Source organism: Alteromonas sp. ABM1_013, assembly GCF_056160505.1.
The window spans coordinates 195,028-221,527 of record NZ_JBSWXH010000003.1 but is presented as its reverse complement, the minus strand read 5'-3'; the positions used below and the strand labels follow the sequence as shown (position 1 = coordinate 221,527).

Genomic DNA, 26,500 nt, shown 5'->3' with positions numbered 1-26,500 from the left:
TTCTCTTAAATTTAGAAAAATCTCTGCTCAATAGTAATAATGTCACCTGGCTGAATCATATCAGAGACTTTTAAACTCAACTCCTCAGGTTCGCCATCAAACTCCCTCACCACTAAAACTGCCCTTTTTGAAGCTCTGTCCGTATATCCACCCGCCAGAGCAACAGCTTTATTAATAGATAACCCAGGTTGATACGGGTAACCTCCCGGACGCTTTACCTCCCCATCAATAAAAAATGGCCGGTATTCAAGAAACGTTACTGAGACGGAAGGTTCCACCAAATAATCGCCTTTAAGTCCATCATAAATCATTGCTTCAACTTGCGCCGTTGTTTTACCTACTATTTTTATTTCTCCCAGAAACGGGTAATTAATAGTCCCAACGTCAGGCAATGTAAGTTCCATGGATAACTCTTCTTGGCCGAACACCGTAATACTAATCTTATCACCAGACCCAAGTTGGTATTGACTCATATTCAAATTGCCTTCCTGTGAAAAGCAGTCACAAGAAGCCAAAATTAGTAATCCCAAAGTTATAGCCTTAATGATTAATCTCACAATGTAACCTCAAACGAAATACCTACATTATCCCTATTGTAACCCAAAGTGTCGCGATTACTCGATAGCTCTGAATACTCATAAAACAACGATACTTTTAACCACCTTCTAGCTTGATAGATTGCTGATAAACTATATATGGAGAAGTCGTCTTGGCGTTCTGCTATTGTCTCATCACTTAATGTATAAGTGTTATCAATATATGTTACACCTACATTTGTTGAAAAGTAATTGTACCAAGCATGGTTCCACGATAAAGCATAATCACGACTTCTGATTAGATTACCTTCACCATTCGTTTCTCTCGTATCAGCACTAGTTGAAAGCCTAAAATTTGAGTACTCAATCGGTTGCCAGTCCACGCCAACTTCCCAGTCGGTCCCGTAGAAGTTTTCTCTATCCTCTGCAACAAACTCTTTTTCTTGGTAACCCACTTTGGCAAAACCTGTAGTAGCCGCAGTACTTTCCCAAGTAAAACCGACTAAAATTCGGGTTACATCGCTGTCTCTAATGCTTTCATCTAATGGCTTGTAGTCGTAGCGAACAAATGATCTTGTCACGTCGAATACTAAGTATGTCAGAGAAGAAATACTATAACTAAACTCTGAACTGAATGAATTAGTGAAGCGGTCACGAATTAAATAAACTTCTTCATCTCTATCGTAGTCTAGCGTACTTCTTGCTACGGAAAATACTAGCTGACCAGGAGATGTGATACTTCCATACGTATAATCAATGCCGGTGTTTGTTCTTTTAAATGTATCAGGAGATGTTAAGTTTTCACCTGTTCCAATTGATAGCCCCGTTCCTCTCTCTTCATGTCCATCTTCATAAATTGCGTCGAACTTCACGCTATGGCGGCTATTTAACTCGAAGTCACCACTCGAAGTAAAAAAGTGATCTGTATAATCGTCATCTGTACTTGTAAAGTACTCACCACGTTCTATTCTGTAACCAAAATTAACTGGATTATTACTAACTTGAGTGCTAAACAACAAGCTAGGAGACAACCTTGCTTTCCAGCTATTAATTTCTTGTTCGTTATCCGTCGTACGGGTTAAATTAGTGATATAGCTTAAAGAGCTATCTAACGTTGGGATTATATCGAATTTTCCCGCTTGAATCCGCCCTGCTTCCTGAGCGCCTGCAGTAGATACAGCCAAACTTGTTATCAAAGCACTCGAAATGCTAATCCTTTTAATCATGCTTACTCCTAGAATTCTGTTACAGGTGGTAGAGTCATAAGTTAGTATTTGCTTCAACAGACTCACTATCACAGATTTATTTTGTCATTTGACAAATTTTAATATCTCTTCAACTTAGCAATTGGAAATTTCACACTTGCTTTATAGTTTTTATTGACAGGTTGCTCTTTAAAGGAACTAAAAACAGCTATTAATAAGCATTTTTGTTTATAAAACCATTGAATACTGTCATAAAAACGATCTTGATATCGAACCATACTGACCATCTATGAATATAATCAAGATCATATTCGACACGTTGAACCATTTTATTAACGGTTTCAGTCTCCCCACGTAAACCATTCACTTGTGCCCAGCCGGTAATACCAGGTTTAACTTTATGCCGTAGCATATACCCTGTGATTATTTTTCTATATTGCTCGTTGTGTGCGACCGCGTGGGGACGAGGACCGACAATAGACATCCTACCTTGCAAAACATTGATAAACTGGGGCAATTCGTCTAGTGAAGTACGTCGAAGAAAACCGCCTATCTTAGTTAACCTTGCATCATTTTTAGTTGCCTGCTTTACAACTGCACCATTGTCTTGAGTGGTCATACTTCGAAATTTATAAACAGTAATTTGTTTACCATCTAAACCGTATCGCTTTTGTTTAAATATTACTGGCCCCTTGGATGTAAGCTTAACCGCAGCTGCTATACAAAGCATTGGAATGGAAATCAAAAGTAAGATTAAACAGCTTAAAACGATATCTTCAAAACGCTTTAGGACATCACTAGCCCCTTGAAAGGGCGTATCGTAAACGCTCAGAGCCTGCACGTTTCCGACTGTTTGCCAGCGGGCATTTAACAAATTATACATAAAGAAATTTGGAACAACGTATACGTTCGCAGTGGTATCACTACATTGCTCCAAAATAGAGCGAATCCTGTTCTCAGCGCTCATTGGAAGTGCAATATATATATAATCAACCTCATTTCTTTTGGCCATTTCAATGGCCTGTTCGATATTACCTAGAACAGTATTTTGCAGCTCATGGGGCAGACGTTCGGTGTCTCTGTCATCGAACATTCCGTTGAAGCGGATACCAAGATGTTCATTTTCTTGAATCTGAAGAGCTACATTCGCGCCCAACTGAGTCGCTCCAATTACTATAGAGCGGCGAGAGTTCAAGCCACTCTTTCGAATCCGGAACAAGAACTTACGCATTACGAAACGCCAAACAATAAGGCCCACAAATGATGTCGCAAACCAAGCAAGTATCACAGCAGGTGGCGTGTTAATATTTTGAACGAAAAAATACCCTATCGTGAGCGTACCTAAAATACTCAACACCCAAGTGATAGCGGCAGCTCTGAGCATTTCTGGCGTTCTGTGACCTCGCCAAGAGCGATACAGTTCAACACCTTCAGCGGATATTTGAAAACTTATTACGTTTACAAGTAAAAGTATGAGGCTTGTAGCATCAATAACTGAACCGAAATAAGCAGCACATGCGTAATAAAATAATGTAACAAGCGATAAATCGATTAACCTGTAAAGTGTTGAGAAACCACTTCTGTTTCGTACTACTAATCCACCACTAGTATTTGAATCAACTGGATGAGATTTTAGTACTTTATTAGATTCTACTTGATTGTCCATTTTGAGTATCTCTAAGGAATTAAACGGAAGACAGCTAACATTAAGAACTGTTGATATTGGTTAGAATGTTTCGTAGCAAGAGTTACAATATTATTCAAGCAAGGTATAAGCCAAATACGTTTATCAACTATATTCGCACATAACTATTTAACGTCCGATATCGCTACTGAATCTTAGTATACCTTTGTTGTAATTTTATTACAAAAGACTTTCTTATAAAGCCCGTTGTAAACTTTCGCTTTAGGTAATCCACTCTAGATCCCCAGAAACGAAAAAAAGGCGAGCATCCTGCTCGCCTTTTTCCGAAAGAACTTAAACTTAATTAGTTAATAATTAAGCTAATGCGCCTTTAGCCGCTTCGACTAGTGCGCTGAAAGCTGCTTTGTCATGTACTGCGATGTCGGCAAGGATCTTACGATCGATTTCAACAGACGCTTTCTTCAAACCGTTAATGAAACGGCTGTATGACATACCATTTTGACGAGCAGCAGCATTAATACGTGCAATCCATAGTTGACGGAATTGACGCTTGCGCTGACGACGGTCACGGTAAGCATATTGACCAGCTTTAGTTACAGCTTGTACCGCTACGCGATATACACGTGAACGTGCGCCGTAATAACCTTTTGCCTGCTTGAGGACTTTTTTGTGACGAGCACGTGCGATAGTGCCGCGTTTTACTCTAGCCATTAATCAGTCTCCTAAGTCTTATACGTAAGGCAACATGCGCTGAACCAATTTGGTATCAGAATCATGAACCAGTTTTTTGCCACGAAGGTGACGTTTACGCTTAGAGCTCTTCTTAGTCAGAATGTGACGTAAGTGAGACTGTTTGCTTTTAAAGCGGCCAGAACCCGTTTTCTTGAAACGCTTGGCGGCACCGCTTACAGTTTTCATTTTAGGCATTGCTAAAACTCCGCATTGTTTAATATCGGTATTTTTCGTGTTGCAGTCACTTCATACCGGCTAATGTTTAGCAGCAAGGTGTTTAAGGGTGCAGATTCCTTAAAACTTTAGACCGTTACTACTTCTTATTTGGGGCTAGCACCATGATCATCTGACGGCCTTCCACACGACGTGGGAAAGACTCGCAGGTAGCGATATCTTCCAAATCACCTTTAACGCGATTTAGTAGATCGATACCGATGTCTTGGTGCGCCATTTCACGACCGCGGAAGCGGATCGTAACTTTGGCTTTATCACCACCTTCAAGAAAGCGACGCAGGTTGCGCAGTTTTACCTGGTAATCGCCTTCATCAGTGCCAGGGCGAAATTTAATCTCCTTGACCTGAATTTGCTTCTGTTTTTTCTTCTGCTCTTTCTGAGCTTTACTTTTTTCGAAGAGGAATTTGCCATAGTCCATAACTTTACAGACTGGCGGCTCGGCATTTGGACTGATTTCTACTAGATCTAGGCTCGCTTCTTCAGCGGCACGCGTAGCATCTGCTAGCGAAACCACACCAACCTGTTCACCGTCTTTGCCAATTAATCTTACTTCTCTGGCTTTAATCTCATCGTTAATGCGGGCTTTGTCGCCCTGAGCCTTGTTGTTAGCGCCTTTAATGTGCTATTCCTCCAAACATTTAATTCTTTTGTCTGCTTTTGGGATGGTCGATTGACCTAAAGTAAAACCAAAAGCAGACACCTTACCTGTGCATTATACACAAATTGCTCAACTATTTAATTGTCTTTTCTACAACTTCTTGTTGAGCCATGGCAATAAAGTCTTCCAGGCGCATTTTGCCTAGGTCGTCGCCGCGACGAGAGCGCACTGCTACTTCGCCCGCTTCCATTTCTTTATCACCCACAACTAGCATATATGGAATACGCTTAAGTGTATGCTCGCGGATTTTAAAGCCGATCTTCTCATTACGCAAGTCAGACTTTGCTCTAAACCCTAAATCTTGCAGTTTTTTTACACAATTTGATGCGTAATCAGCTTGTTTGTCAGTAATGTTCATTACTACAACCTGCTGAGGTGCTAACCAAAGTGGGAAGAAACCTGCAAATTCTTCGGTCAAAATACCAATGAAGCGTTCTAGTGAACCCAAAATAGCGCGGTGAATCATTACCGGTACCTTGCGCTCGCCATCTTCAGCAACATAAGTAGAGCCTAAACGGCCTGGCATTGAAAAATCTAGCTGTACGGTTCCGCACTGCCATGCACGGTCTAAACAGTCGTGCAGCGTAAACTCAATTTTCGGCCCGTAGAACGCACCTTCGCCTGGCTGATAATCGAATTCGATATCGTTGGCTTTAAGTGCTTCCGCAAGCGCAGCTTCAGATTTATCCCAAATCTCGTCAGCACCTACACGCTTTTCAGGGCGAGTAGACAGCTTAACTTTGATATCTTCAAAACCAAACGCTGCGTATGTCTCATACACCATCTTAATACAGTCACTTACCTCTTGTAGGATCTGTTCTTCTGTACAAAAAATATGAGCATCGTCTTGCGTAAAGCCACGAACACGCATTAGACCGTGTAGCGCACCTGATGGTTCATTACGGTGACAGCAGCCAAATTCCGCCATTTTTAGCGGAAGGTCGCGGTACGATTTCAAGCCTTGGTTGAAAATTTGTACGTGGCCTGGGCAGTTCATCGGCTTAACCGCATATTCACGCTTTTCAGATTCTGTGGTGAACATGTTTTCAGCGTACTTGTCCCAGTGACCTGATTTTTCCCAAAGCGTACGGTCCATCATCAATGGGCCTTTTACTTCATCGTAGCCGTATTCGCGAAGCTTCTTACGTACGAAGCTTTCTAGTTCGGTATAAATTGACCAACCATCGTTGTGCCAGAACACCATACCTGGCGCTTCTTCTTGCCAATGGAATAAGTTAAGTGCTTTACCAATTTTACGGTGGTCGCGCTTTTCCGCTTCTTCTAGGCGCTGTAGGTATGACTTAAGCTGCTTCTTGTCAGCCCATGCAGTACCGTAAATACGCTGAAGCATTTTGTTGTCGCTGTCGCCACGCCAGTAAGCGCCTGCCACTTTCATTAGTTTGAAGTGGTGACAGAACTTCATGTTTGGAACGTGAGGACCACGACACATATCTGTGTATTCTTCGTGGTGATAAAGTGCTGGGCGGTCGTCCTTGCTGATATTCTCATCAAGAATTTCCATTTTGTAGCTTTCGCCGCGTGCTTCAAATGCATCGCGTGCTTCTTGCCAGCTCACTTTGTTTTTAACCACGTTGTAATTGGTTTTAGCCAGTTCAAGCATACGCTTTTCTAGTTTGGCTAAGTCTTCCTGGGTTAGGCTTTCTTCCATATCAACATCGTAATAAAAACCGTTGTCGATAACTGGGCCGATAGCCATTTTGGTGTTAGGCCAAAGTTGTTTAATAGCGTGACCTAACAAGTGCGCGCAACTGTGACGAAGAATCTCTAATCCTTCATCGTCTTTTGCAGTAATAATTTGAAGTTGTGCGTCCGCGTCAATCATATCAACGGCGTCAACTAACTCACCGTTTACTTTCCCTGCAATGGTTGCTTTGGCTAAACCAGGGCCAATGTCGTTTGCAACGTCTAGTACAGAAACAGCGTTATCGAAAGCGCGTTGGCTTCCATCAGGAAGGGTAATTACAGGCATTTTAATTCCTTTACAGTGGTGACGCCTACTCTGCGCCACATGCATTTATTTAATAAATTAATCGTGCTTCTTAGCACTCGAAACTTGCTTAGCTAATACAAGTTAGCGGTCTGCTTTGGCAATCTACGTTGGCGTAACAATAGGACACACACGCTGCACTTGTTTAATAAGCTTTTATAAATTAAGCCGTGTTAAAGCAAGTGGTGGATTATAACCAGTGTATGGTCAACTTCAATATTGAAAAGCCTTAATTCACTAATTAGTGCGCCTTTGTATATGTTGAATAGGTTTTTAGTTAGATTTGATGTCGTAATTTATGCATTTCACCATTTTTAACCCATACTTTAGTTGAAGGCGATAACGGTGAATAAGCAAGCCCCTTGCATAAGCTTTAATTTGCATTAGACCAATTGTTGCACATCACCCTTTCCGCCTTTTTGGGCTTAAGCATTAAACCAAGCAGAGTATGTAATATGTGGCATTTTATAAGCGAGCATATTTCAGATGAAACCCAGCAATTTTTTAGCTGCCAGAAGGCTGAGCGCGTAAGCGGTGGCGACACTCACGAAAGCTACATCATAAAAGATGAGACTCACAGGTATTTTGTAAAAACCAGGCGCTACGACGACACCCAGCAACTTTCCCATGAAGCGGAAGGGCTCACTGCTATTGCCAACACACAAACCATTTCTACGCCCCAAGTTATTTGCCATGGTATTACGGCTAACGAATCGCCCAATATGGAATATTTAGTACTTTCACACATTCGATTTGTTGAGCCTGCCGTAAGCGATTATTTTACGCTAGGGCAGCAGCTTGCTGCGCTACATAGCGTTAACGCTTACACCAGCTATGGTTGGCCCCACGACAACTATATTGGGGCCAGCGTGCAAACCAACGGGCGCATGGCATCGTGGGCCGACTTTTTTGCCGAAAAACGCATAGGCAGTATGTTAGAACGCTTGGCATTGAATGGCTTATGGACAAAACAAAACGGCGATATTGATAAAATCGTTACGAAAGTAAGACACCTTTTAAGCTTACATCAACCCCACCCTTCGCTGCTTCACGGCGATTTATGGGCGGGTAACGCAGGCTTCAACAAAAAGGGGCCTGTTTTGTTCGACCCTGCCGTGTATGTTGGCGACGGTGAAACTGACCTTGCTATGGCTGAACTGTTTGGTGGTTTCCCTGACACCTTCTTTGATGGCTACCACCAGCACACGCCAATTGAAAAAAATTACGCGTTAAGAAAACCAATTTACCAGCTTTACCATATTTTAAATCACGGGTTATTATTCGGCGCACATTATATTGCGCAGGCCGAACAAATATTAGAAGACATCTATAGGCATTAAAAAAGCGCAGTACATAAGCCTTACAACCGCCAAACGATTTAAAATAGAGAGTAGCTTTTATTATGACAAATTCAGGCCCTGTTGCATTTCCTGTAGCAATGATTACTGGGGCAGCTAAACGAATAGGCGCCGCCATGGCGTGTAAGCTACACAGTGAAGGCTATCGTATTATTATTCATTATGGACATTCTGAAGACGATGCTTTTGCACTGGCTGAGAAACTAAATAGTCAGCGAGCGGATTCTGCGACCTGCCTACAAGCTAATCTCTGTGATTCAGACGAGGTAAACGCACTAGGCCAAAAGGCGCTAGATGTATGGGGTCAGCTAGATGTGTTAGTAAACAATGCTTCAAGCTTTTACCCAACGCCCGTGGGTGATATTTCAGAAGATGATTGGGATTCTCTGGTAGGAAGCAACGTAAAAGGCCCCCTGTTTTTATCACAAGCGCTAGCTCCCGCTTTAAAAGCTAACAAAGGCTGCATTATCAACATGGTCGATATGCATATCGACCGCCCCCTGCCTAGCCATAGCGTTTATTTGATTGCTAAGTCGGGGCTTGCTTCGCTTACCCAATCGTTAGCTATAGATTTAGCCCCTAACGTGCGAGTAAATGGTATCGCCCCTGGCGCTATTTTATGGCCAGAGCGGGAAATGGATGATGCAGAAAAAGACAAACTGCTTTCAAGCATTCCATTGGGCGAACTAGGTACACCAGAAGACATTGCTAATACACTGTCGTTTTTAGTTTCGGCGCCCTATATTACCGGGCAAATTATCTATGTAGACGGTGGTCGCGGCCTTCATACTGGTGCATCAGCATGAAGGCTTTACGCAACCTGCCTTTTCAATTAAAAAGCGCCTGCAGCGACAAGAATAACAGCGCCCGTGGCTATAAAAATAAAAGCTCTTGCGGCGTCCGTGACACAAATGTATACGCTCACAGTAGATTTATAAAACTCTGCCGCATCAGCATAGTCGGTGCTGGTTTAGCAACCTTGTTCGGATGCTTTGGAGGCGATACGGTAAAGCAGAGTATTGAAGATTATGCAGAACGACTTTCTAGAGTACTAGACACTTCCTTACCCGATACATTCAACGACAAGATCACTACCCCACTTCCTAAACTTGCCGACTCAGCCACGCTAAAACACACTATAGAGGGTGTTAGCATTAACTTGCGCGAGTTTTATGCGTTGCAAGATTGTGAGTTAGGTACAGTAGTTGCCGAGCGCAATACATCGTTAGGAAAAAGCCAGTTGCCGTCCCAAAGACTAGCTTATGAAAGCAAGCTGCTTAGCGTATTGAAAAGCTGTGAAGCAGCGCTATCGGTAGGTGGCAGTGCAAGTAAAAGCCCAAATGAAAGCGTAAATAAAAACGTGGCTAAACACAATCAGGCACTGGCCGAAACTATTGCTTCGTGGCGTGAACAAAAGTCACAAGATTACAGTAAAACGTGGGCGAACCTGATTCAGGGAAGCCAAGAATTAAGGTTGGCGCTAAACACCCCTGAACGTCTGTTTTCCGTTGAAAATAATAAAGACGCCCTTTCAAGCGTAAATGCGCTGTTTTACTTAAGCAGCTTAAATAATATGTCATTTACTTATGGCGAAACGGTAACAAAGCAAAGCGCTGAAACGTTAACAGCTGAAAAGAACATCGTTGGCAATACTTCTGAAGCTGATACGGGTATCGCCAGTGACAAGGTTATTAATGAGAACTCAATAAACAGCGACGAAAGCCCTATCGACAGCAGCGAGTTAGAACAACAGCTGCAAATTATACGTTCAGCTCGTTTACCCGCTACGCTGTGGCATACACAGCAAACGTTAACGCAAAACCTTTCATTACTCACTGACTTGCTAACCACTGAGCTGGATGCCGTAAGTTGCCCGGATGGACGCGCTAGTGATAAAGCCAAGATACTGCGCAACGTGTTTTACTTATTTTTTATTGAAGAAATACAGCCTGTAGGAAGCTTGGTAAACCAATACCATTACAAGCTAGCTCCCTTGTGGGAAGACTGGCTTAAACAGCCTTCGTTGCATGAAGAGTTCAAACTCTATATCAAACAGCAATCTCAAGACGGTTTTGATGAGTACAGTCGCGCTATGAAAGCCCATGTTAACCTATGGCAAGGGTTTCTTGGCAGGTGTAACCTTTCGCCCGTACCACCGGTTTAACGGGCAGTATCCACTTGTCCCTTAAACCAACATAATTGCATTGCTACAAAATGTTTTCCCCAGCTTCTGGGTCTCTCGACTTGCGAGCCTGCTCTCTTATTTCGTGCGCTTCTGATGATACGTCATCTTGAGCTGATGTATGCTGTGGGCCATTTTCTTTGTACTCATTTCTTGAGTGGTCATCAGTATGACTATTTTTTTGTTTGTGTTCGTTACTTTGCTCGGTACTACCGTTAGGCTCAACGGTATAATCGCCAGCGGCGCTGTGACCTAACGGGTTCTTGCTCTGGCTTGTATTTCGACTCTGGTTCTTCAAGTTGTCAGCGCTTTTACTGCTTTTAGCTCTATCACTTGCATGCTCAACCGCATCTTCTTGGGCCGATTCTTTTCCACCAGAAAAGCCTGTAGACACGCTTTCCCTGCCTTCTGTGCTTGGTTCAGGCTTTGGTTCTGGGCTTAGCTTTGGTTTTAGTTCTGGGCTTTGCTCTAGGCAGTATTCTGAGTTTTCTTCGTGACGTTGCGAGCCTACCGGTTTGCTTCTCTCAACACTAAGGTGCATACCTTGTGGGAATATTCGCTCTCGAGCATCATCAGGCATACTAATATTTGCGTCTAAGAACGCTTGCGTAATATTACGCATTAGCACAGATGACATTTTCAACACGCTGGTTTTCTCTACATCCACCCAAAAGTAAACCTTTACGTTGTAGGTAGAAGCGCCTAACTCATCAATAAGAATTTGCGGTTCAGGGTCGCTTAGAACATTGCCTTGCTCTGCGGTAACTTCTCGGGCAATTCGCTGTGCATCTTGTATGTCAGCGTCGTAACCTACCCCAATAACAAAGTGCCCTCGCATAAGTGGGTTAGCGGTTAAGTTCTTAATCACGCCTTTGTAAATAGTCGCGTTGGGTATTTGTATATGGTTACCGTCAAAATCCACCAGCGTTGTTGCACGTGCCGTCACTTTCTGAATAATACCGGTGAAGTCATTAATTTGTACGATATCGCCTATTCGGAATGGGCGTTGAATGGTAAGCAAAAGGCTTGAAATAAAGTTCTCTGCGATATCGCGAAATGCGAAACCAAGAATAAGCCCAACGACACCGGTACCGCTTACTACCGCAATGGCAAACCCGGTAAGCCCAGCTAAGAACAGAAAAAGATAAATACCCAGTAGTATTAAAAGTAGGCTAACGCTTCGCTGAATTACCGAGCGCAAAAGCGGAGATGTGGTAGTTCGGGTTAGCGGCTTAACTAAAACCTTTGCAACATGTGGCGCCAATAAGATGAACGCCACCATAATAACTATGCCTAGCGCCATACCTGGCAAACGATAAATAAAGCTATCCCACAGCTGCGAGAGCAACGACTGAGCGCTGGATAAACTGCCTATCGCGCCTGTCTCATTATCTTGTTGAACCAGAGTTTGCAAAGCACTGAACATAACCCGACTCCTTGGTGTTCATGTGTGATTGTTATTTACAAAAGTTGTTACGAAGCAATAACTAAATAAGATCCCAACCCAATGGTGAACAAGAAGCTTCCCCAGATGGCATGTTCAATAACCACAACGGGCGTTGAGTTTGTTTGCATATACCTGTAGCCAAAAATAGCACCGCCAATCCAAGAAACTACTACTGCAATCCAGTTTCCATATACCAAATGGGCTAGCCCGAATAGAAAAGTACTTAGCGCCCACCTTGCGTATTTGGAAGGCAAAATACGCTTGTAGCGGTGAAAGAAATAGGTACGAAAAATAATCTCTTGCGGGATAACCGACACTATGGGGTAAATCAGCAAAGTCGCTACCCACATCCACGGTTGATTCATAGGCCAGTGTAAAAACAGCTCTGGTTTTAAAAAATAAACTACCAGCGCCAATAAGCTCGCCCACGGCAAAAATAGCCTGAGCGTACTTTTAAAATGTATTCGATAATCTTCCCAATGCCACAATTTAAAACGTTTAAATTGTTTATCTGCTAACAAGACAGCCAAACAGCAAAGCCCCATTCCCCCTAAAATAGGCATGAGATAATCTGCAAAATGCTTAATCCAATAAAGAACGGCAAAAGGAACTGCTACAAATAGCAAGATCAATTCAGACCACAGCTTTGCCACAACCCACCTCTTTCTTTAGATTACGCTGAACTTGCTGTAGGCCTTTCCAATGAACCTGGTGTACCTGAGAAAACAGCTAAGCCAACAAAATAATTACCAACTGATGACACTTTCGTGAATTTTTACCGTTAGTATGTATGAAAGTGTAGTGCCAAAATGTATGGCTTGAAGAACTAATTAGCTGCAACTTTAGCCCAATACAGCGCTTTGCTTAGATAAGCCATTATTGGCTTTAAAGTTTTTAAATTTGGTTTCGATAAATAAAGTGTGAAAAGCGGCATTCAATAATGTATTTATCCGTTCTTATCGCTCCGTTCTTCGTAACTCCTGGTAATTTTCAGTGGAATTGCTTGGTAGATTTCACGTTGTGTTTGTATATCGAACAAAAGTCGTGAAATAATTGCACAAGAAGTATAAGGCGATACCAATGACAAAAAATAGCCCTAGCGACGTTTTACAACAGATTGAAAAACACTATGCCGCGTTGTCGCCTTCGGGCAAATCTATCGCGCATTATATTCAGCAAAATCCAATCGCCGTACTAAGCCAGTCCACCTCATTTATTGCAGAAAAAACAGGAACTTCGAAAGCTACCGTAAGTCGTTTCTTTCGCCAGCTGGGCTTCGAGTCGCACCAGCAAGCCAAAGACGCATTAGTGCAACTGCGAGAGCAAGGCGTGCCTGTAGTAAACCCCTCAAGCAGCGTTTTACAGCATGAAAGTGATAGTAAAAATTTAGCTAATACGTTCGAAGGTACATCGTCTGAGGCATTAAGAGATATAGCGACATTGCTTGCCTCAGCAGGTCAGGTCACGTTAATTGGGTTTCGCAACGCTTACCCTATTGCTCTTCATTTTAGGCAGCAGCTTAAACAAATTAGGGCGTCGGTTCGCGTACTGCCCCAACCAGGCCAGACCCTTAGTGAAGATCTAATTGATCTCACTGAGAACGACCTTGTGGTGCTTTTCGGCTTTCGCCGCAGGTCCCGCCAGTTTAAGTTTGTGCTAAACAGTATTAAACACTGCAAAACTGTACTAATCACCGACCCTACAGGCCAAGGTTATCGCAATGATGTAGACCACCTGCTTGTAACCCACATTGGCAGCGACTCTCCTTTCGATAGCTACGCCGCGCCAATGAGCTTAGTCGCATCCCTATGTAACCTTACCTATGATGCCTTAGGCAGCAAGGCCGCAGACCGTGTTGATGCTATTACAGATATCTACATTCAAATGGATGAATTAGAAAGCCCTAAACGTTAACTCTTCCCATAGCACACATTTTAAGCAATACTGTAAAAGCGGTCGTAGCACACAATTACGATTTCGCAAGCGAAAATGGAACTTTTTCGATAAAAAGAAGGTATAAGTCTTAATGACTTTAATTTTACTGCAGTAAGCGTGTAGTTGAGGTGAATATGGATAAAACGCGAGTAGTCATGGAAGAGGCTAACGGTGTACTAGACTTCTGGTTTGGTGAACTGTCACCCGAGCAATGGTTTAAGGAAGATTCTGCACTAGATAAAACCATTGCTTCACGGTTTTCTACGTTGCGCGCAGCGGCTGCGCGCGGTGAACTTTGGCCTTGGCGCGCTACGGCCACAGGTAGGCTTGCCGAAATTATTCTTCTAGATCAATTTTCCCGAAATATTTATCGCAATCAGCCAGACGCGTTTAGTGCTGACAGTATAGCGCTTATATTGGCTCAAGAAGCGGTAAGCGTAGAGGCTGACAAAATGCTCACCCCGCAACAGCGAGCGTTTCTTTACATGCCTTTTATGCACAGCGAATCGTTAGCTATTCACGATGTAGCGATGGAACTCTTCTCTCAGGAAGGGCTTGAGAGAGAATATACGTTTGAGAAACGCCATCAGGCGACTATTGAAAGGTTTGGGCGCTACCCTCATCGAAACTCAGTGTTAGGCCGAGAATCTACAGCAGAAGAAGCAGCCTTTCTAAAAGAAAACCCTCAAGGCTTTTAGCGATAACCTTACCCACGATCTAATGGGGGTACGTATACCTTTAACCTACTCCTATTCACCTATCTTCAGTTAATCCAGCAAAAACGCAGACAGACAGGTGAAGTGTAAGACTCAGAAAATCATATAACTCTGTAAACTTGCTTAGCGGTGATCAGTCAAAATAGGCCATAACCGAGCCTTGCTTTGCGTTTTTGCTTACGCCTTTTTCTATTTCCTGTCAGGAATTTATTTCTGTTGAAGCGAAAAGCAACGATCGTTTCTCTTGACTTTAAAGTGAAACAGTTGTTTCATGACAGAAAGACTAATAAAGAAACAATAACTAATAAGTAACGCGCTGTGAGCTCTCCTTTTGTAGTAAAGCCCTGTGATGCAAAGTTCACGCAGGCAATTGAAAACTTAGAAGCAACCTTTAATGGCATTAATAACCGTGAGGGCGAAACGTCTTCTTTAAATAACGGGGCAAGCCAAGGGTTAACCGAAGATTCAACAAAAGCGCGTAATGTATCCAAACCGCTTAGCGGTTTAGGGCTTGCGGTAAAAGACTTATTTGATATTGAAGGTTTACCAACAGCAGCGGGCAACCCGGATTGGTTGGCTACGCACCCCGTACCAAAAAGTACGAATAGCTGTGTGTCGAATATGCTTAAAGCAGGCGCCGCGTTTAAAGGTAAAACCATTACCGACGAACTTGCTTACAGCTTACACGGGCAAAATAAGCATTATGAAACGCTTGTGAACCCGGTAGCGCCAGCTCATATACCTGGCGGTTCTTCGTCGGGCTCTGCGGTTGCCGTTAGTGCACACCTTGCCGATATTGGCCTTGGCACTGATACAGGTGGCTCTATACGCGTACCGTCTAGCTATCAGGGGTTATGGGGGCTTCGCACCACCCATGGCGCCGTCGCTTGCGACAACATGGTAGCTCTTGCGCCATCGTTCGATACCGTGGGATGGATGACAAGAGATTTAGATACGCTGTCAAAGGTAGCCAATATTTGTCTTGATAGTGCTACGCAAAGTGACATACCTAACGAACCTCGCTTAGGTATAGCGACACACTTATTTGAGCAAACCACTCACAAATCGCTTTGCCAAACTTGGCTTAACGCCCTTGAAGACAGTAATAATTGCATTAGGCTGTCAGAAACACAGCTTAATTTAAATACCTTACAAACCGCCGCTACATTTCGCACTTTACAAGGCAGTGAAATTTGGCAGCAGCATGGCGAATGGATTGAAAACACTCAACCCGACATCGCTAACGATATTATGTTGCGCTTAGATTGGTGTAAAACCATAACAACACAAGATGTAGAACAAGCTAAAGCGCAGCAAACCGTGGTAATAAACCATTTAACTAGGCTATTTGAAGAAATAGATGTTTTGGTTATTCCCACAACACCTGGTGTTGCACCTCGATGTGACGCCGATGATACAACTCTGGCAAATGATAGAAACGCTCTGCTCGCATTTACTGCGGTAGCCGGGCTTGCGGGTTTACCCCAGCTTCATTTACCGTTGTTTACCCTACACAATGCCCCGTGCGGTTTATCGCTTGTGGGCAAAAAAGGCAACGATCTTGCACTTCTCGCGTTAGCTAAAACGCTAACCACTCGCTAAAGGTGTAAAGCGCGCAAAGTATCTGTTTAACTTTATTTAAGTGACGGTTATGCCGCACTAAAGTAAAGCACAGAGCGCACTATCGCATTCAAGTTGAAAGTAAGAAGAGAAAGTAAGACTAGAACGCGCGTCTATTTACCTAGCTCTAGACCAACAAGGGCTAAACACGATGGCGTGGTTGCTAAGTTTTTGAAGGAAATAATTATGAGTGAAAAACCTAATATTGCGTTTACAGCCCCTCACTTCGCAGCATCACAAGTGGGCTTAAACATACTAGAAAAAGGCGGTACCGCTATTGAAGCTATGGTAGCCGCTGCTGCCTCTATAGCCGTTGAATACCCGCATATGAACGGCATGGGTGGTGACGGGTTTTGGCTTATCAGTGAGCCGGGCAAAAAGCCTATTGGTATTGATGCATCTGGCGTAGCAGCAAAAGGCGCTACGCCTGCGTTTTACGAAGGTAGCGATGCTATACCAAGCCGAGGCGGAAAGTCTGCATTGACCATGGCCGGCGCCGTAGCCGGTTGGAAAGCTGCCCTTGAGATAAGCCATGAATGGCAAAGCGGTTTACCGCTAAACACATTATTCGATACGGCGATAAGCCAAGCTAACTGGGGTATTGAAGTTACTCAAAGTTTAGTAGATGCCAGTAACAAAACCTTCGACGAACTGAGCGCTGATGAGAACTTCGCACAGTTTCTAATTAAAGGTAAAGCCCTTAAAAAAGGCAAAATATTAAAGCTAACAAAGCTTTCAGAAACCTTAAAACACTTAGCAGACAAAGGGCTTGATGATTTTTACCATGGTGAACTAGCTGCAAAACTGGCTGAAGATTTAGAAGCGGCTGGCTCCCCTATTCGCCTTGAAGATTTCAACAATTATAAAGCAACGATTGTTGAGCCATTGTCAGTATCGACCAGCAAAGGCAAGCTTTATAACCTGCCTGCACCAACGCAAGGTGTAGCCTCGCTTATTATCTTAGCGCTTTATGACAAAGTTCAGCATTTAGGCAATACCGATGCAGACATGGTGCATTTACTGATTGAGTGCACCAAGCAAGCTTTCATTGCTCGCAATGCAAATGTAACCGACCCGTCGCGTACACCGGTAAATTTACAAAGCCTGTTAAGTGACGACGCGCTTGATGAAATGGTGAAGAACATTTCACTGGATAAAGCATTGCCGTGGCCACACGAAGCTAAACATGGCGACACCATATGGATGGGATGCTGCGACTCAGAAGGTCGTATGGTGAGCTACATTCAATCTCTTTATTGGGAGTTCGGTTCAGGCATAGTTAGCCCTCAAACTGGCATTGTATGGAATAACCGTGGTACCTCGTTCTCGCTAGATCCAAACAGTAATCAATATTTAGCGCCTGGCTTAAAGCCATTTCATACGTTAAACCCAGCGTTTGCCGAGCTTATCGACGGACGCCGTATGAGTTACGGCACCATGGGTGGTGAGGGTCAACCTCAAACCCAAGCCGCGCTATTTGCCCGCCATATTTACCATGGACAGCCTATTGCTAAAGCCATTTCCCTTGGACGATGGTTACTTGGCAGAACGTGGGGCGATCAAAGCCACAACTTAAAAGCAGAGCGTGACCTAGTTGAATACGTGGGCGAGAGCTTACTGGCCAGAGGGCACGATATGGTAACGGTAGACCCTTGCAACGAACTTATGGGTCATGCGGGTGCCATTATTCGCGACACAGAAGGCACGGTTAGCGGCGCGAGCGACCCTCGAAGTGACGGTAAAGCTTACTTGGGTCATCGCTAGATTCTTGCTTACAGCTAAATATAACGTTAAGACGCGTTCATTAGCATGCACAGGCTAATCTGCGTCAACTAACGTCCCTCAAACTGGGGCGTTGTCTAAACCGCGTTAACTAGGATGTGCCTACATAGGCGCATCTGCAACAGCTCGACGCATTCAAAATATTTAAATAGCAATTGTTAAAGAGATAGAAATCACATGCAGTTTTTAATGGATAACCTCACGGTTATATTATCGCTCGCAGGAACGGGCGTATTTGCCGGCATACTAGCAGGTATGCTCGGCGTAGGTGGCGGCATTGTTATTGTGCCGGTACTGTTTTTCTTATTCCAAGCACTTGGCGTGTCGCCTGAAAGTGCCATGGTTATTGCTACGGCCACATCGCTTGCCACTATCGTCCCTACATCAGTTAGCTCTATTCGCGCTCACCACAGTAAAGGCAACGTTGACTTTGCGCTGCTAAAAGCATGGGCCGTATTCATTTTAATTGGGGTACTTGCGGGAAGCTATGCAGTAACCGTGGTTAACCCAACGTTCCTTACTTTGTTATTTGGCGTTATCGCAACCTTATCGGCCATTAATATGCTTATTGGCAAAAAAGATGCGCTATTTAAAGGGCTACCAGGCCGTGCAGGTCAGTCAGTAATGGCAACGTGTATTGGTTTATTTAGCTCTATGGTGGGTATTGGTGGCGGTACGCTAACCGTGCCTACACTTACTTTTTGTAATTACCCAGCGCACAGAGCTGTGGGAACTGCTGCAGCGGTTGGCCTCATTATTTCGCTTCCGGCTGCACTTACGTTGTTATTCGTGGGAACCACACCTGCTGACGCCCCCTTTGCAACTTACGGCTACGTCAATTTACTAGGTTTTGCCTGCATTGTTCCGCTTACCGTGTTGTTTGCACCAGTCGGCGCGACCATTGCCAACAAGCTAGACGCAGGTTTACTTAAGAAAATCTTCGCTGTTGTTCTTATCATCACTGGCTTGCGCATGCTAGCGCAAGTACTTATCTAGGAGTGCCCACATGTTTAAAGAAGCGTCTAAAGAAGCGCCTACAGGAACTTTCGCGCCACCTAATCCTCCACCTCGCTTGTTAATGGGCCCAGGCCCTATTAACTGCTACCCACGTGTGTTAAGCGCGATGGCTACTCAATTAGTAGGCCAGTACGACCCAGTAATGACAGGCTACATGAATGAGACAATGCAGCTTTATCGCGATGTGTTTAATACCAAAAACCAACAAACCTTTTTGGTCGACGGTACGTCGCGTGCAGGTATCGAGGCGGTTTTGGTATCGGCGATAGAGCCAGGCGACAAAGTCCTTGTGCCTATTTTCGGGCGCTTCGGTCATTTACTTGCTGAAATTGCAGAGCGTGCCGACGCAGAAGTACACACCATTGAAGTACCTTGGGGTGAAGTATTTACGCCTGAGCAAATAGAAGCGGCGGTAAAAGAAGTAAAGCCTAAGTTGCTTGCCATAGTACAGGGCGATACCTCTACCACTATGCTTCAGCCGCTTGAGCATATTGGCGCCATTTGTGAGGCGAACGACGTCTTGTTTTATTGCGATGCAACCGCGTCAGTAGGTGGAAATCCACTGGATGTTGATGCATGGAAATTAGATGCGGTATCGGTTGGCCTTCAAAAGTGTTTGGGTGGTCCGTCAGGTAGTGCGCCTATTACCCTTAGCGACAATTTTGTTAAAACCGTACGTACCCGTCATCACGTTGAAGCCGGTATTCGCGATGCTCATCACGAGGCGGCGCGCGGCCCTAAGATTCGCTCTAACTACTTTGATTTACCCATGATCATGGATTACTGGGGCGAAGAGCGCTTAAACCACCATACCGAGGCGGCAAGTATGCTTTACTGTGCGCGTGAATGTGCGCGCGTGCATTTAGAAGAAGGTCAGCAAAACGTTATTGCTCGTCACAAAGTGGCTGGTGACGCCATGCTTGCCGGTATTCAGGCTATGGGGCTTGAACCATTCGGCGATCTTAAGCACAAAATGTACAACGTGGTAGGTGTTCATATTCCAGATGGTGTTCACGGCGAAGAAGTACGCGAAACCCTTCTGCTACGCTTTAATATTGAAATTGGCACCAGCTTTGGGCCATTAAAAGGTAAGATTTGGCGCATAGGGACTATGGGCTACAACGCCAGAGAAGATGCCGTACTGCATACACTCCAATCGCTTGAAACCGTACTTCGCATGCAAGGGTTTGCGCTACCTGCGGGCAAAGGAGTAGACGCTGCGCTTAGCGTTTATGCTGAGGCTAAAGCAACGGGAGTTGCGAATGGGTGAATTCGTAGAATTTACTGAACTAGCGACCCAGGTTATGGCAAGGTGTGAGACGTTAGGCACCTTAAGCCAAGATCCCGCTTGCCTAGACAGGCGCTATTTAACCGAGCAGCACAAGCTTGCCAATCAACTGGCGTCTGGCTGGATGATTGAGGCGGGCATGACCACATGGCAGGACGCCGTTGGCAATATTTGGGGGCGATATACCTCAAGTGTGCCCAATGCACCGCGATTAATTCTAGGAAGTCACCTGGACACCGTGCCTAACGGCGGAAAGTACGACGGAATGCTGGGCGTAGTTGCTGCTATATCAATGGTTGCTATGTTTGACGGCACACAAACCAAGTTCCCTTTCCACATCGACATTGTGGGCTTTTGTGATGAAGAAGGCACGCGTTTTGGCACCACGCTATTAGGTAGCCGTGCGCTAACCGGCAAATGGCAAGAGCAGTGGCGTCACTTAAAAGATGAAAACGGTGTAAGCCTAGAACAAGCCATGGCTAACTTTGGGCTTAGTTTCGATGCGGTTAACAGCGCGGCTATTTCCCCCACTGATGTTCTGGGCTACTTAGAGCTTCACATTGAACAAGGCCCTGTTTTAGAGCAAGAAAACCTGCCTGTGGGTGTAGTAAGTGCTATTGCAGGTGCTAAGCGCTTTAACTTTACGGTAGAAGGTATGGCTGGACACGCCGGCACTGTGCCCATGTCTATGCGTCGTGACGCCCTATGCGCAAGTGCAGAAATGTTACTAGCGGTAGAGAGCATTAGCTTGCAACGCCCCGGCGTAGTGGCCACCGTAGGTAAGATTGAGAATGCACCAAACGGCGTAAACGTGATATCTGGTCGCACGCGATTTTCTCTTGATATTAGAAGCGAAGATGATGATTTACGCGATTCAGTATTGGCAGAAATATTGCAAAAATTTGATGACATTGCGCAAGCGAGGCAGTTAACACTTACCCGCGAGCAAACCCATAGTGCGCCTGCGGTACATTGCGATAGTCAGTTAAAGCAAGCGCTCGTACGCGGTGTTCAAGAAAGCGGTATAGCACCACGAATTCTTGCTTCAGGTGCGGGTCATGATGCCATGGCTATAGCAGATATCTGCCCTGTAGCCATGCTATTCACGCGCTGTAAGGGTGGCATAAGCCATCACCCAGCTGAGTCTATTACCCATGAGGATGTGGCTGCCAGTTTGTCGGTGCTTTATAAAACTATAAGCAAACTCAAGCACGTGTAATGTTCAAATCAGTACAGTCTTAAACAAGGGTCGATAATGAAAATAACAAGGATTTACAACGATGAAGCGGGCAAGAGCCACTTTGGCGAGGTTGAAATAGCGCTAAAAGACGGCGGTCCTATCGGTATGCTTTCAGAAAAATTTGGTGCAGATAAAATTATCTTTCGCGAGACACCTGCCGACTATGACTTCAAATGGCACCCTGCACCTGCACGGCAACTTCTTTTCATTATAAAAGGTCGTGCAGAATTTACAGTATCAAACGGAGAGCGCCATGTATTTGGAGCAGGCGATGTACTGCTGTTAGAAGATACCGAGGGTGAAGGTCACTGCTCTCGTGCGATGTACAATGAAGTACGTCACTCAATTTTTGTCACGCTAGATGAAGGCGTTACGCTTTAAATTAAACCTTCGAATCTCTCTTGAAAAAATGCGCTAATTTAGCGCATTTTTTTGTTTAAGCACCAAATTGGGGCTTACCCATTCATCCTTCTTATCCATCAAGATATAGGAATTAAAAATTCACTATTAAAAACAGTGTGATACAGCGGCAGTTACGAGCAGACCAATTGGTCAATATCTTGCAGTTATTGACCAACTGTTATTAAGAAATATTGCTCATGTCTTCAAATCACAGCGAATTACTTTACGATCTTCATGATAGCCCGGCATTTCTTCCTTCTCTTACCGCGGCGTTCCAGCACTTATTAGCCAGCTTTGTTGGCGTTATTACACCAACACTTATCGTCACATCAACACTAGGTCTTACCGAATATACGCCCTACCTTATCAGCATGGCACTGTTTGTTAGTGGCTTAGGTACTGCAATACAAACAAAGCGTATTGGGCCGGTAGGTAGCGGGTTGGTCGCTATTCAAGGCACCAGCTTTGCGTTTATTAGCGCGCTGATTTTGGCGGGAAACCAAGTTAAAGCGAATGGCGGTACGCCCGAAGATATCTTAGCGCTGCTGTTTGGACTCACTATGGCGGGTGCGCTTGTTGAGGTAGTGTTCAGTCTATTTGTGGATAAGCTTAAGCGTATCATTACCCCTTTAACTACGGGCATTGTGATCACAGCCATAGGGCTTAGCTTAATCAACGTGGGTATGACAGACCTTGCAGGAGGTTTTCACGCTGCGGACTTTGCGAGTACTGACAACCTAGCGGTAGGTCTTGGCGTGTTGCTTGTTATTGTATTTTTAAACGCATCTCACAATCATTGGCTACGCTTAAGTGCTATTTTTATTGGCATGGCCATTGGTGCAACTTATGTTGGGTTTACTAAAGGTCTTGATTTTAGCGGCCTTGCCTCTTTATCTATTGTCGCTATTCCTACGCCGTTTGCGTTTGGCATCTCATTTGATATCAATCTGTTTTTGCCTATTGCGTTAATTTACTTATTCAGCGCTATAGAAACAGCGGGCGATCTTACGGCCAACAGCCTTTTCTGCAAGCAGCCCGTTAGCGGTCCAATTTACTTAGCCCGCGTAAAAGGCGGCATTTTAGGCGACGGCGTGAATTCGCTACTGGCCGGTATGTTTAATACGTTTCCGAACACTACCTTTGGTCAAAACAATGGAGTTATTCAGCTAACTGGCATTGCAAGTCGCAAAGTAGGCTTTTTTGTTGCGGCGCTGTTTGTACTTATTGGCTGCTTTCCAATTGTTGGTGGTGTTCTTCAGGCTATCCCTAAGCCTGTTTTAGGCGGCGCAACATTAGTGATGTTTGCCATGGTTGCAGTAGGCGGCCTCAAACTTCTTGCCAGCTATGCGTTGGATAGACGCAGCAGTTTGGTTACGGCTTGCGCCCTTGGTATGGCAATTGGGGTAATGATGGTACCCGAAGCCTTGGCCGAACTCCCTAATTGGCTTGAAAATATTCTTCTTTCCCCTGTTACGTCAGCAGGACTTACGGCGGTTATTTTAGATTTGACGCTACCCGAGAAAAAAGCCGCTAATGATAAGTCAGAAATTTCAGCGGCAACCGGCAATCAACTTTCAGAAAGTAACGCCAGCGAAGCTTCGGATAACTCGGTCAAAACCGCTACCCCTGAGATAAAAAAACGTACTAAAGAGAATCGCAGTAACTCAGCAACTTCACCCCATAAAGCAATATTAGGTATAAAACAGCGCCAAGTACTGCGCCCTGCTCTTTATAGTGCAAAACCACGATAGAAATCACTGCGAAGGTGCAAAAATAAGAAAAACCTTATTCGTTAACATAATGATAACAATATAAGAACAACATTATATTTTTAAATCCATATAATTCAGCAACTTAAGAGCAGGCTAAAAGTTGACCAACTGGTTAGGAAGTTGGCACTCATCCTGCTAAACCTCTTGCATACAGCAAGGCGCAATAGAAATAGTGCGTTGATAAAGCCCTAAAAAAGGGCAACTAAAAATAACGAGGAAACCATGAAAAACACTACATTCGCATTATCTCCTCTAGCAAAAGCCTTAGCGATGACAACGGCGGTAGCCTTGTCATCTCAAGCATTTGCACAAGAAGAGACAGAGGTAAAAGAAAAAGATGTCGAGAAGATTCAGGTAACTGGGTCACTAGGCAGCTTACCTGGCCAAGACGTTGAATCGGTATTTGGCTTTGGTAAATCTATTCTTGAAACACCCCGTTCAGCATCTACTATTTCTCAGGAGCAGATGGAACGTTTTAACGTCTCTGATATTGATGAATTAGTAGCATTTGCACCGGGTACGTTCACCCAGTCTTTCTTTGGTGTTGCGGGTTCACTTGACGTACGAGGTACACCGGGTGAGACATATTTTCGTGGCGTTAAGCGCCTAGATAACCCGGGTAACTACCCTACCCCTATCGGCGCATCTAGCCGTATCGATATCGTCCGTGGCCCTGCATCTCCCATTTATGGCCCGTCTAAAATTGGTGGTTACCTAAACTTTAACCCTAAATCTGCCCGTGCTTCGGGCGGTCAGTATCTAGATGCACCTACTGGCGCCTTGTCATACACCACTGGTTCTTGGGATAAAAGCATCTTAACCGCAGAAGTTGGCGGCCCGACTAGCGTCGCTGGCAAAGAAATGGGTTACTACATATACGGCGAGCTAGAAAATTCAGACAGCTATTACGACAATACGCAAACTGACCAAACGGTATTACAAGCATCATTTAACATTGATGTTACCGACAACCTTCGCTTCGAATTCGGTGGTATGTACCACGACTATGACGGCAACCAAGTTGCTGGTTGGAACCGTCTAACCCAAGAGCTAGTTGACGACGGTACTTATATTACAGGTACAGCACAGCCTCTAGACACTGATGGCGACGGCCAAATTAGCCACGAAGAATACGCTGCTGTAAACATTGCCGGCGAGAGCTTCTTCTATGTTCCAGCGTCTAGCTTTACGGATGACGAAGCCACAGCGTTAATGCAATTAGAAAACGTTGGAACCACAACGCTTAGTGGAAACCAAGTACTGGTAGCGCCTGATGATCAGCTTGGCAACGAAGCTATTACTCTGTATTTCGACACGATTTACTACACAGACAACTGGGAAATCCGCAACCAGCTTTTCTATGATGCATACGACAATATCAATGAAAATGCGTACGGTTTCTCACAGTTCCACGATAGCTGGGTTGTTGAAGACAAGCTAATTTTCGCTACCGAATATGAAAACGATGGCCTGCTTGCACAGTTTCAATTCTCGCCATCTGTTCGATATACCGACTTCGAACACGGCGATGATTTCACGTTTGAATATTTCAACCGTCGCGACCTAACCATGCCATCTTCAGCACTGGATCGTCGTTTATTGTCTACCCGCTCAGGTAAAAACTACGATAACTATGACGTGGGTAACTACCTAGACCTAGGTATTGCTGCAATGACAGACTTAACTTGGGATTGGGGCTTAAACCTAGTGTTAGGCTTGCGTTACGACACTATCGATATTGAAAGTACTTCACGTACCGACCTTCTGTTAGGTGCAACAGGCGATGAAACACCAGAATACGCTGAAGAAACGGTAGACGGGTGGTCTTGGAACGCCAGCCTTTCATACGAATTCGAATTTGGCCTTATTCCTTATGTAACTGCGGCCGAACAAGCAACGCTTGTAGCAGGTCAAGGTGCTGAGATTGGTGTTAGCCAACTAGGCGACGGCAGCGCATTTGATACCTCTGAACTTCTTGAGTTTGGTATTAAAGGTTCTTTGTTAGAAGATACACTGTATTTTGCACTTTCATCGTTCGAGCAAGAGCGTACCGATTTTAACGCGCAAAACACGGTAACTAATAATACCACCAACAACAAAGGTACTGAGTTTGAACTTCGTTGGGTAGTAAACGACAACCTTGTTGTATCTGCAGGTTACACCAACATTAAGGTAATTAACCTTACAGCACTTGAAAATGGTAACCAGTTTGGTTTCTTGGGTGCTGAAGACTTAGTGAACCTTGAAGATCCTTCATTGATCTTCGGTGGTAACGTGATTGGTCTTAACCTTATCGGTGAAGGCTTTAATAATACAGATGGACGTAAAGCAGGTATCCCTGAAAACATCTATACGCTAACTGCGACTTACGATTTCCAAAATGGTTATGCGGCTAACGTAAGTGTGGTAGATGTTGAAGAAGTAGCATCAGGTTTCTCTGCTGCAGTGACACTACCAGCTTACACGCTAGTGAATGCTGGCTTATCTTATCAGGCTGAAGACTGGTCATTTAACTTAACCGTTAAAAACCTAACTGATGAACGTTATTTCCGTTCTAACTTCCCTGATCTATTCGGTAGCCAAATCGTTCTTCCTGAACTACCGCGTCACTTTAATGCTAAAGTTACTTACTCATTCTAAGTATGCTTAGCGTGTGAATGACATTACGCTTCCTATAATTCTTGGAAGCGCGATATCATCGTTCATTCAAATTACGTTTAATA

21 protein-coding genes and 1 pseudogene are annotated in these 26,500 nt (G+C 44.3%); 13 read left to right on the top strand and 9 right to left on the bottom strand.

The genetic code is table 11. The annotated features are described in order from the left end of the window. Window positions 1-11: 11 nt before the first annotated feature. The 7 genes from ACXAGK_RS09395 to thrS all read right to left on the bottom strand — a co-directional run bounded on the left by ACXAGK_RS09395 (window position 12) and on the right by thrS (window position 7,000). Window positions 12-548 carry a polysaccharide biosynthesis/export family protein gene (locus ACXAGK_RS09395; RefSeq protein WP_474856394.1) on the bottom strand — a complete coding sequence of 179 codons (537 nt, stop codon included), beginning with the start codon at window positions 546-548 and terminating at the stop codon, window positions 12-14. A 5-nt stretch (window positions 549-553) separates the two neighbouring features. Beyond that, a complete protein-coding gene (locus ACXAGK_RS09390; protein WP_474855885.1) occupies window positions 554-1,762 on the bottom strand; it encodes an outer membrane beta-barrel protein in 1,209 nt (402 codons plus the stop codon). 190 nt (window positions 1,763-1,952) lie between these two features. After that, window positions 1,953-3,407, bottom strand: coding sequence for an undecaprenyl-phosphate glucose phosphotransferase (locus ACXAGK_RS09385; RefSeq protein WP_474855883.1), 1,455 nt, complete (start codon window positions 3,405-3,407; stop codon window positions 1,953-1,955). 333 nt (window positions 3,408-3,740) lie between these two features. Next, entirely contained in the window at window positions 3,741-4,097 is a 357-nt protein-coding gene (gene rplT, locus ACXAGK_RS09380) for a 50S ribosomal protein L20 (protein ID WP_012518092.1), read from the bottom strand. Between the two features lie 18 nt (window positions 4,098-4,115). Then, window positions 4,116-4,313: a 50S ribosomal protein L35 gene (rpmI, locus tag ACXAGK_RS09375; protein ID WP_012518091.1), complete on the bottom strand. Its 198-nt coding sequence runs from the start codon at window positions 4,311-4,313 to the stop codon at window positions 4,116-4,118. A 118-nt stretch (window positions 4,314-4,431) separates the two neighbouring features. Further along, window positions 4,432-4,971, bottom strand: coding sequence for a translation initiation factor IF-3 (gene infC / locus ACXAGK_RS09370; RefSeq protein WP_179985174.1), 540 nt, complete (start codon window positions 4,969-4,971; stop codon window positions 4,432-4,434). 112 nt (window positions 4,972-5,083) lie between these two features. Further along, window positions 5,084-7,000, bottom strand: a complete 1,917-nt coding sequence (gene thrS, locus ACXAGK_RS09365) for a threonine--tRNA ligase (RefSeq protein WP_474807456.1) — start codon at window positions 6,998-7,000, stop codon at window positions 5,084-5,086. 473 nt (window positions 7,001-7,473) lie between these two features. On the opposite strand from thrS, the gene ACXAGK_RS09360 reads away from it, so the two are divergent. The 3 genes from ACXAGK_RS09360 to ACXAGK_RS09350 all read left to right on the top strand — a co-directional run bounded on the left by ACXAGK_RS09360 (window position 7,474) and on the right by ACXAGK_RS09350 (window position 10,540). Next, window positions 7,474-8,358: a fructosamine kinase family protein gene (locus ACXAGK_RS09360; protein ID WP_474855881.1), complete on the top strand. Its 885-nt coding sequence runs from the start codon at window positions 7,474-7,476 to the stop codon at window positions 8,356-8,358. Window positions 8,359-8,420: 62 nt separating this feature from the next. Continuing rightward, the gene (locus tag ACXAGK_RS09355; RefSeq protein ID WP_474855879.1) at window positions 8,421-9,182 is read left to right on the top strand and encodes a pteridine reductase; all 762 of its coding nucleotides are present in this window, start codon (window positions 8,421-8,423) and stop codon (window positions 9,180-9,182) included. Further along, window positions 9,179-10,540, top strand: a complete 1,362-nt coding sequence (locus ACXAGK_RS09350) for a DUF3080 family protein (protein ID WP_474855877.1) — start codon at window positions 9,179-9,181, stop codon at window positions 10,538-10,540. The genes ACXAGK_RS09355 and ACXAGK_RS09350 overlap by 4 nt, the downstream gene beginning before the upstream one ends. 549 nt (window positions 10,541-11,089) lie before the next feature. Here ACXAGK_RS09350 and ACXAGK_RS09345 read toward each other — a convergent pair. Together ACXAGK_RS09345 and ACXAGK_RS09340 are read right to left on the bottom strand one after the other, a co-directional pair. Continuing rightward, window positions 11,090-11,984, bottom strand: a pseudogene (locus ACXAGK_RS09345) (mechanosensitive ion channel family protein); the annotation flags it as partial. Window positions 11,985-12,031: 47 nt separating this feature from the next. Next, entirely contained in the window at window positions 12,032-12,658 is a 627-nt protein-coding gene (locus ACXAGK_RS09340; protein WP_474855875.1) for a CPBP family intramembrane glutamic endopeptidase, read from the bottom strand. 427 nt (window positions 12,659-13,085) lie between these two features. Between ACXAGK_RS09340 and ACXAGK_RS09335 the strand changes: the two genes are divergently transcribed. The 10 genes from ACXAGK_RS09335 (at window position 13,086) to ACXAGK_RS09290 (ending at window position 26,417) form a co-directional block, all read left to right on the top strand. Further along, window positions 13,086-13,919 carry a MurR/RpiR family transcriptional regulator gene (locus ACXAGK_RS09335; RefSeq protein WP_474855873.1) on the top strand — a complete coding sequence of 278 codons (834 nt, stop codon included), beginning with the start codon at window positions 13,086-13,088 and terminating at the stop codon, window positions 13,917-13,919. 155 nt (window positions 13,920-14,074) lie between these two features. After that, a complete protein-coding gene (locus tag ACXAGK_RS09330; protein ID WP_474855871.1) occupies window positions 14,075-14,638 on the top strand; it encodes a DUF924 family protein in 564 nt (187 codons plus the stop codon). Between the two features lie 336 nt (window positions 14,639-14,974). Continuing rightward, on the top strand, window positions 14,975-16,258 hold the full coding sequence (locus tag ACXAGK_RS09325) for an amidase (protein WP_474855869.1): 1,284 nt from the start codon (window positions 14,975-14,977) through the stop codon (window positions 16,256-16,258). Window positions 16,259-16,462: 204 nt separating this feature from the next. Beyond that, window positions 16,463-18,040: a gamma-glutamyltransferase family protein gene (locus ACXAGK_RS09320; RefSeq protein ID WP_474855868.1), complete on the top strand. Its 1,578-nt coding sequence runs from the start codon at window positions 16,463-16,465 to the stop codon at window positions 18,038-18,040. 195 nt (window positions 18,041-18,235) lie between these two features. Further along, window positions 18,236-19,054 carry a sulfite exporter TauE/SafE family protein gene (locus tag ACXAGK_RS09315; protein WP_474855866.1) on the top strand — a complete coding sequence of 273 codons (819 nt, stop codon included), beginning with the start codon at window positions 18,236-18,238 and terminating at the stop codon, window positions 19,052-19,054. A 10-nt stretch (window positions 19,055-19,064) separates the two neighbouring features. After that, window positions 19,065-20,345: a pyridoxal-phosphate-dependent aminotransferase family protein gene (locus ACXAGK_RS09310; RefSeq protein ID WP_474855864.1), complete on the top strand. Its 1,281-nt coding sequence runs from the start codon at window positions 19,065-19,067 to the stop codon at window positions 20,343-20,345. Continuing rightward, entirely contained in the window at window positions 20,338-21,582 is a 1,245-nt protein-coding gene (locus tag ACXAGK_RS09305; RefSeq protein WP_474855862.1) for an allantoate amidohydrolase, read from the top strand. Before ACXAGK_RS09310 ends, ACXAGK_RS09305 begins: the two co-directional genes overlap by 8 nt. Window positions 21,583-21,618: 36 nt before the next feature. After that, window positions 21,619-21,984 (top strand): AraC family ligand binding domain-containing protein, encoded by a 366-nt coding sequence (locus tag ACXAGK_RS09300; protein WP_179983035.1) that lies wholly within the window; start codon window positions 21,619-21,621, stop codon window positions 21,982-21,984. A 218-nt stretch (window positions 21,985-22,202) separates the two neighbouring features. Then, window positions 22,203-23,756: a uracil-xanthine permease family protein gene (locus ACXAGK_RS09295; protein WP_474855860.1), complete on the top strand. Its 1,554-nt coding sequence runs from the start codon at window positions 22,203-22,205 to the stop codon at window positions 23,754-23,756. Window positions 23,757-23,999: 243 nt separating this feature from the next. Next, a complete protein-coding gene (locus ACXAGK_RS09290; RefSeq protein ID WP_474855858.1) occupies window positions 24,000-26,417 on the top strand; it encodes a TonB-dependent siderophore receptor in 2,418 nt (805 codons plus the stop codon). The last annotated feature ends 83 nt before the right edge of the window (window positions 26,418-26,500 follow it).

Bases quoted from the DNA above. Each gene is read 5' to 3' on its own strand.
- ACXAGK_RS09390 (WP_474855885.1), bottom strand. From the start codon at position 1,762: ATGATTAAAAGGATTAGCATTTCGAGTGCTTTGATAACAAGTTTGGCT.
- ACXAGK_RS09385 (WP_474855883.1), bottom strand. From the start codon at position 3,407: ATGGACAATCAAGTAGAATCTAATAAAGTACTAAAATCTCATCCAGTT.
- rplT (WP_012518092.1), bottom strand. From the start codon at position 4,097: ATGGCTAGAGTAAAACGCGGCACTATCGCACGTGCTCGTCACAAAAAA.
- rpmI (WP_012518091.1), bottom strand. From the start codon at position 4,313: ATGCCTAAAATGAAAACTGTAAGCGGTGCCGCCAAGCGTTTCAAGAAA.
- thrS (WP_474807456.1), bottom strand. From the start codon at position 7,000: ATGCCTGTAATTACCCTTCCTGATGGAAGCCAACGCGCTTTCGATAAC.
- ACXAGK_RS09360 (WP_474855881.1), top strand. From the start codon at position 7,474: ATGTGGCATTTTATAAGCGAGCATATTTCAGATGAAACCCAGCAATTT.
- ACXAGK_RS09355 (WP_474855879.1), top strand. From the start codon at position 8,421: ATGACAAATTCAGGCCCTGTTGCATTTCCTGTAGCAATGATTACTGGG.
- ACXAGK_RS09350 (WP_474855877.1), top strand. From the start codon at position 9,179: ATGAAGGCTTTACGCAACCTGCCTTTTCAATTAAAAAGCGCCTGCAGC.
- ACXAGK_RS09335 (WP_474855873.1), top strand. From the start codon at position 13,086: ATGACAAAAAATAGCCCTAGCGACGTTTTACAACAGATTGAAAAACAC.
- ACXAGK_RS09330 (WP_474855871.1), top strand. From the start codon at position 14,075: ATGGATAAAACGCGAGTAGTCATGGAAGAGGCTAACGGTGTACTAGAC.
- ACXAGK_RS09320 (WP_474855868.1), top strand. From the start codon at position 16,463: ATGAGTGAAAAACCTAATATTGCGTTTACAGCCCCTCACTTCGCAGCA.
- ACXAGK_RS09315 (WP_474855866.1), top strand. From the start codon at position 18,236: ATGCAGTTTTTAATGGATAACCTCACGGTTATATTATCGCTCGCAGGA.
- ACXAGK_RS09310 (WP_474855864.1), top strand. From the start codon at position 19,065: ATGTTTAAAGAAGCGTCTAAAGAAGCGCCTACAGGAACTTTCGCGCCA.
- ACXAGK_RS09305 (WP_474855862.1), top strand. From the start codon at position 20,338: ATGGGTGAATTCGTAGAATTTACTGAACTAGCGACCCAGGTTATGGCA.
- ACXAGK_RS09300 (WP_179983035.1), top strand. From the start codon at position 21,619: ATGAAAATAACAAGGATTTACAACGATGAAGCGGGCAAGAGCCACTTT.
- ACXAGK_RS09295 (WP_474855860.1), top strand. From the start codon at position 22,203: ATGTCTTCAAATCACAGCGAATTACTTTACGATCTTCATGATAGCCCG.
- ACXAGK_RS09290 (WP_474855858.1), top strand. From the start codon at position 24,000: ATGAAAAACACTACATTCGCATTATCTCCTCTAGCAAAAGCCTTAGCG.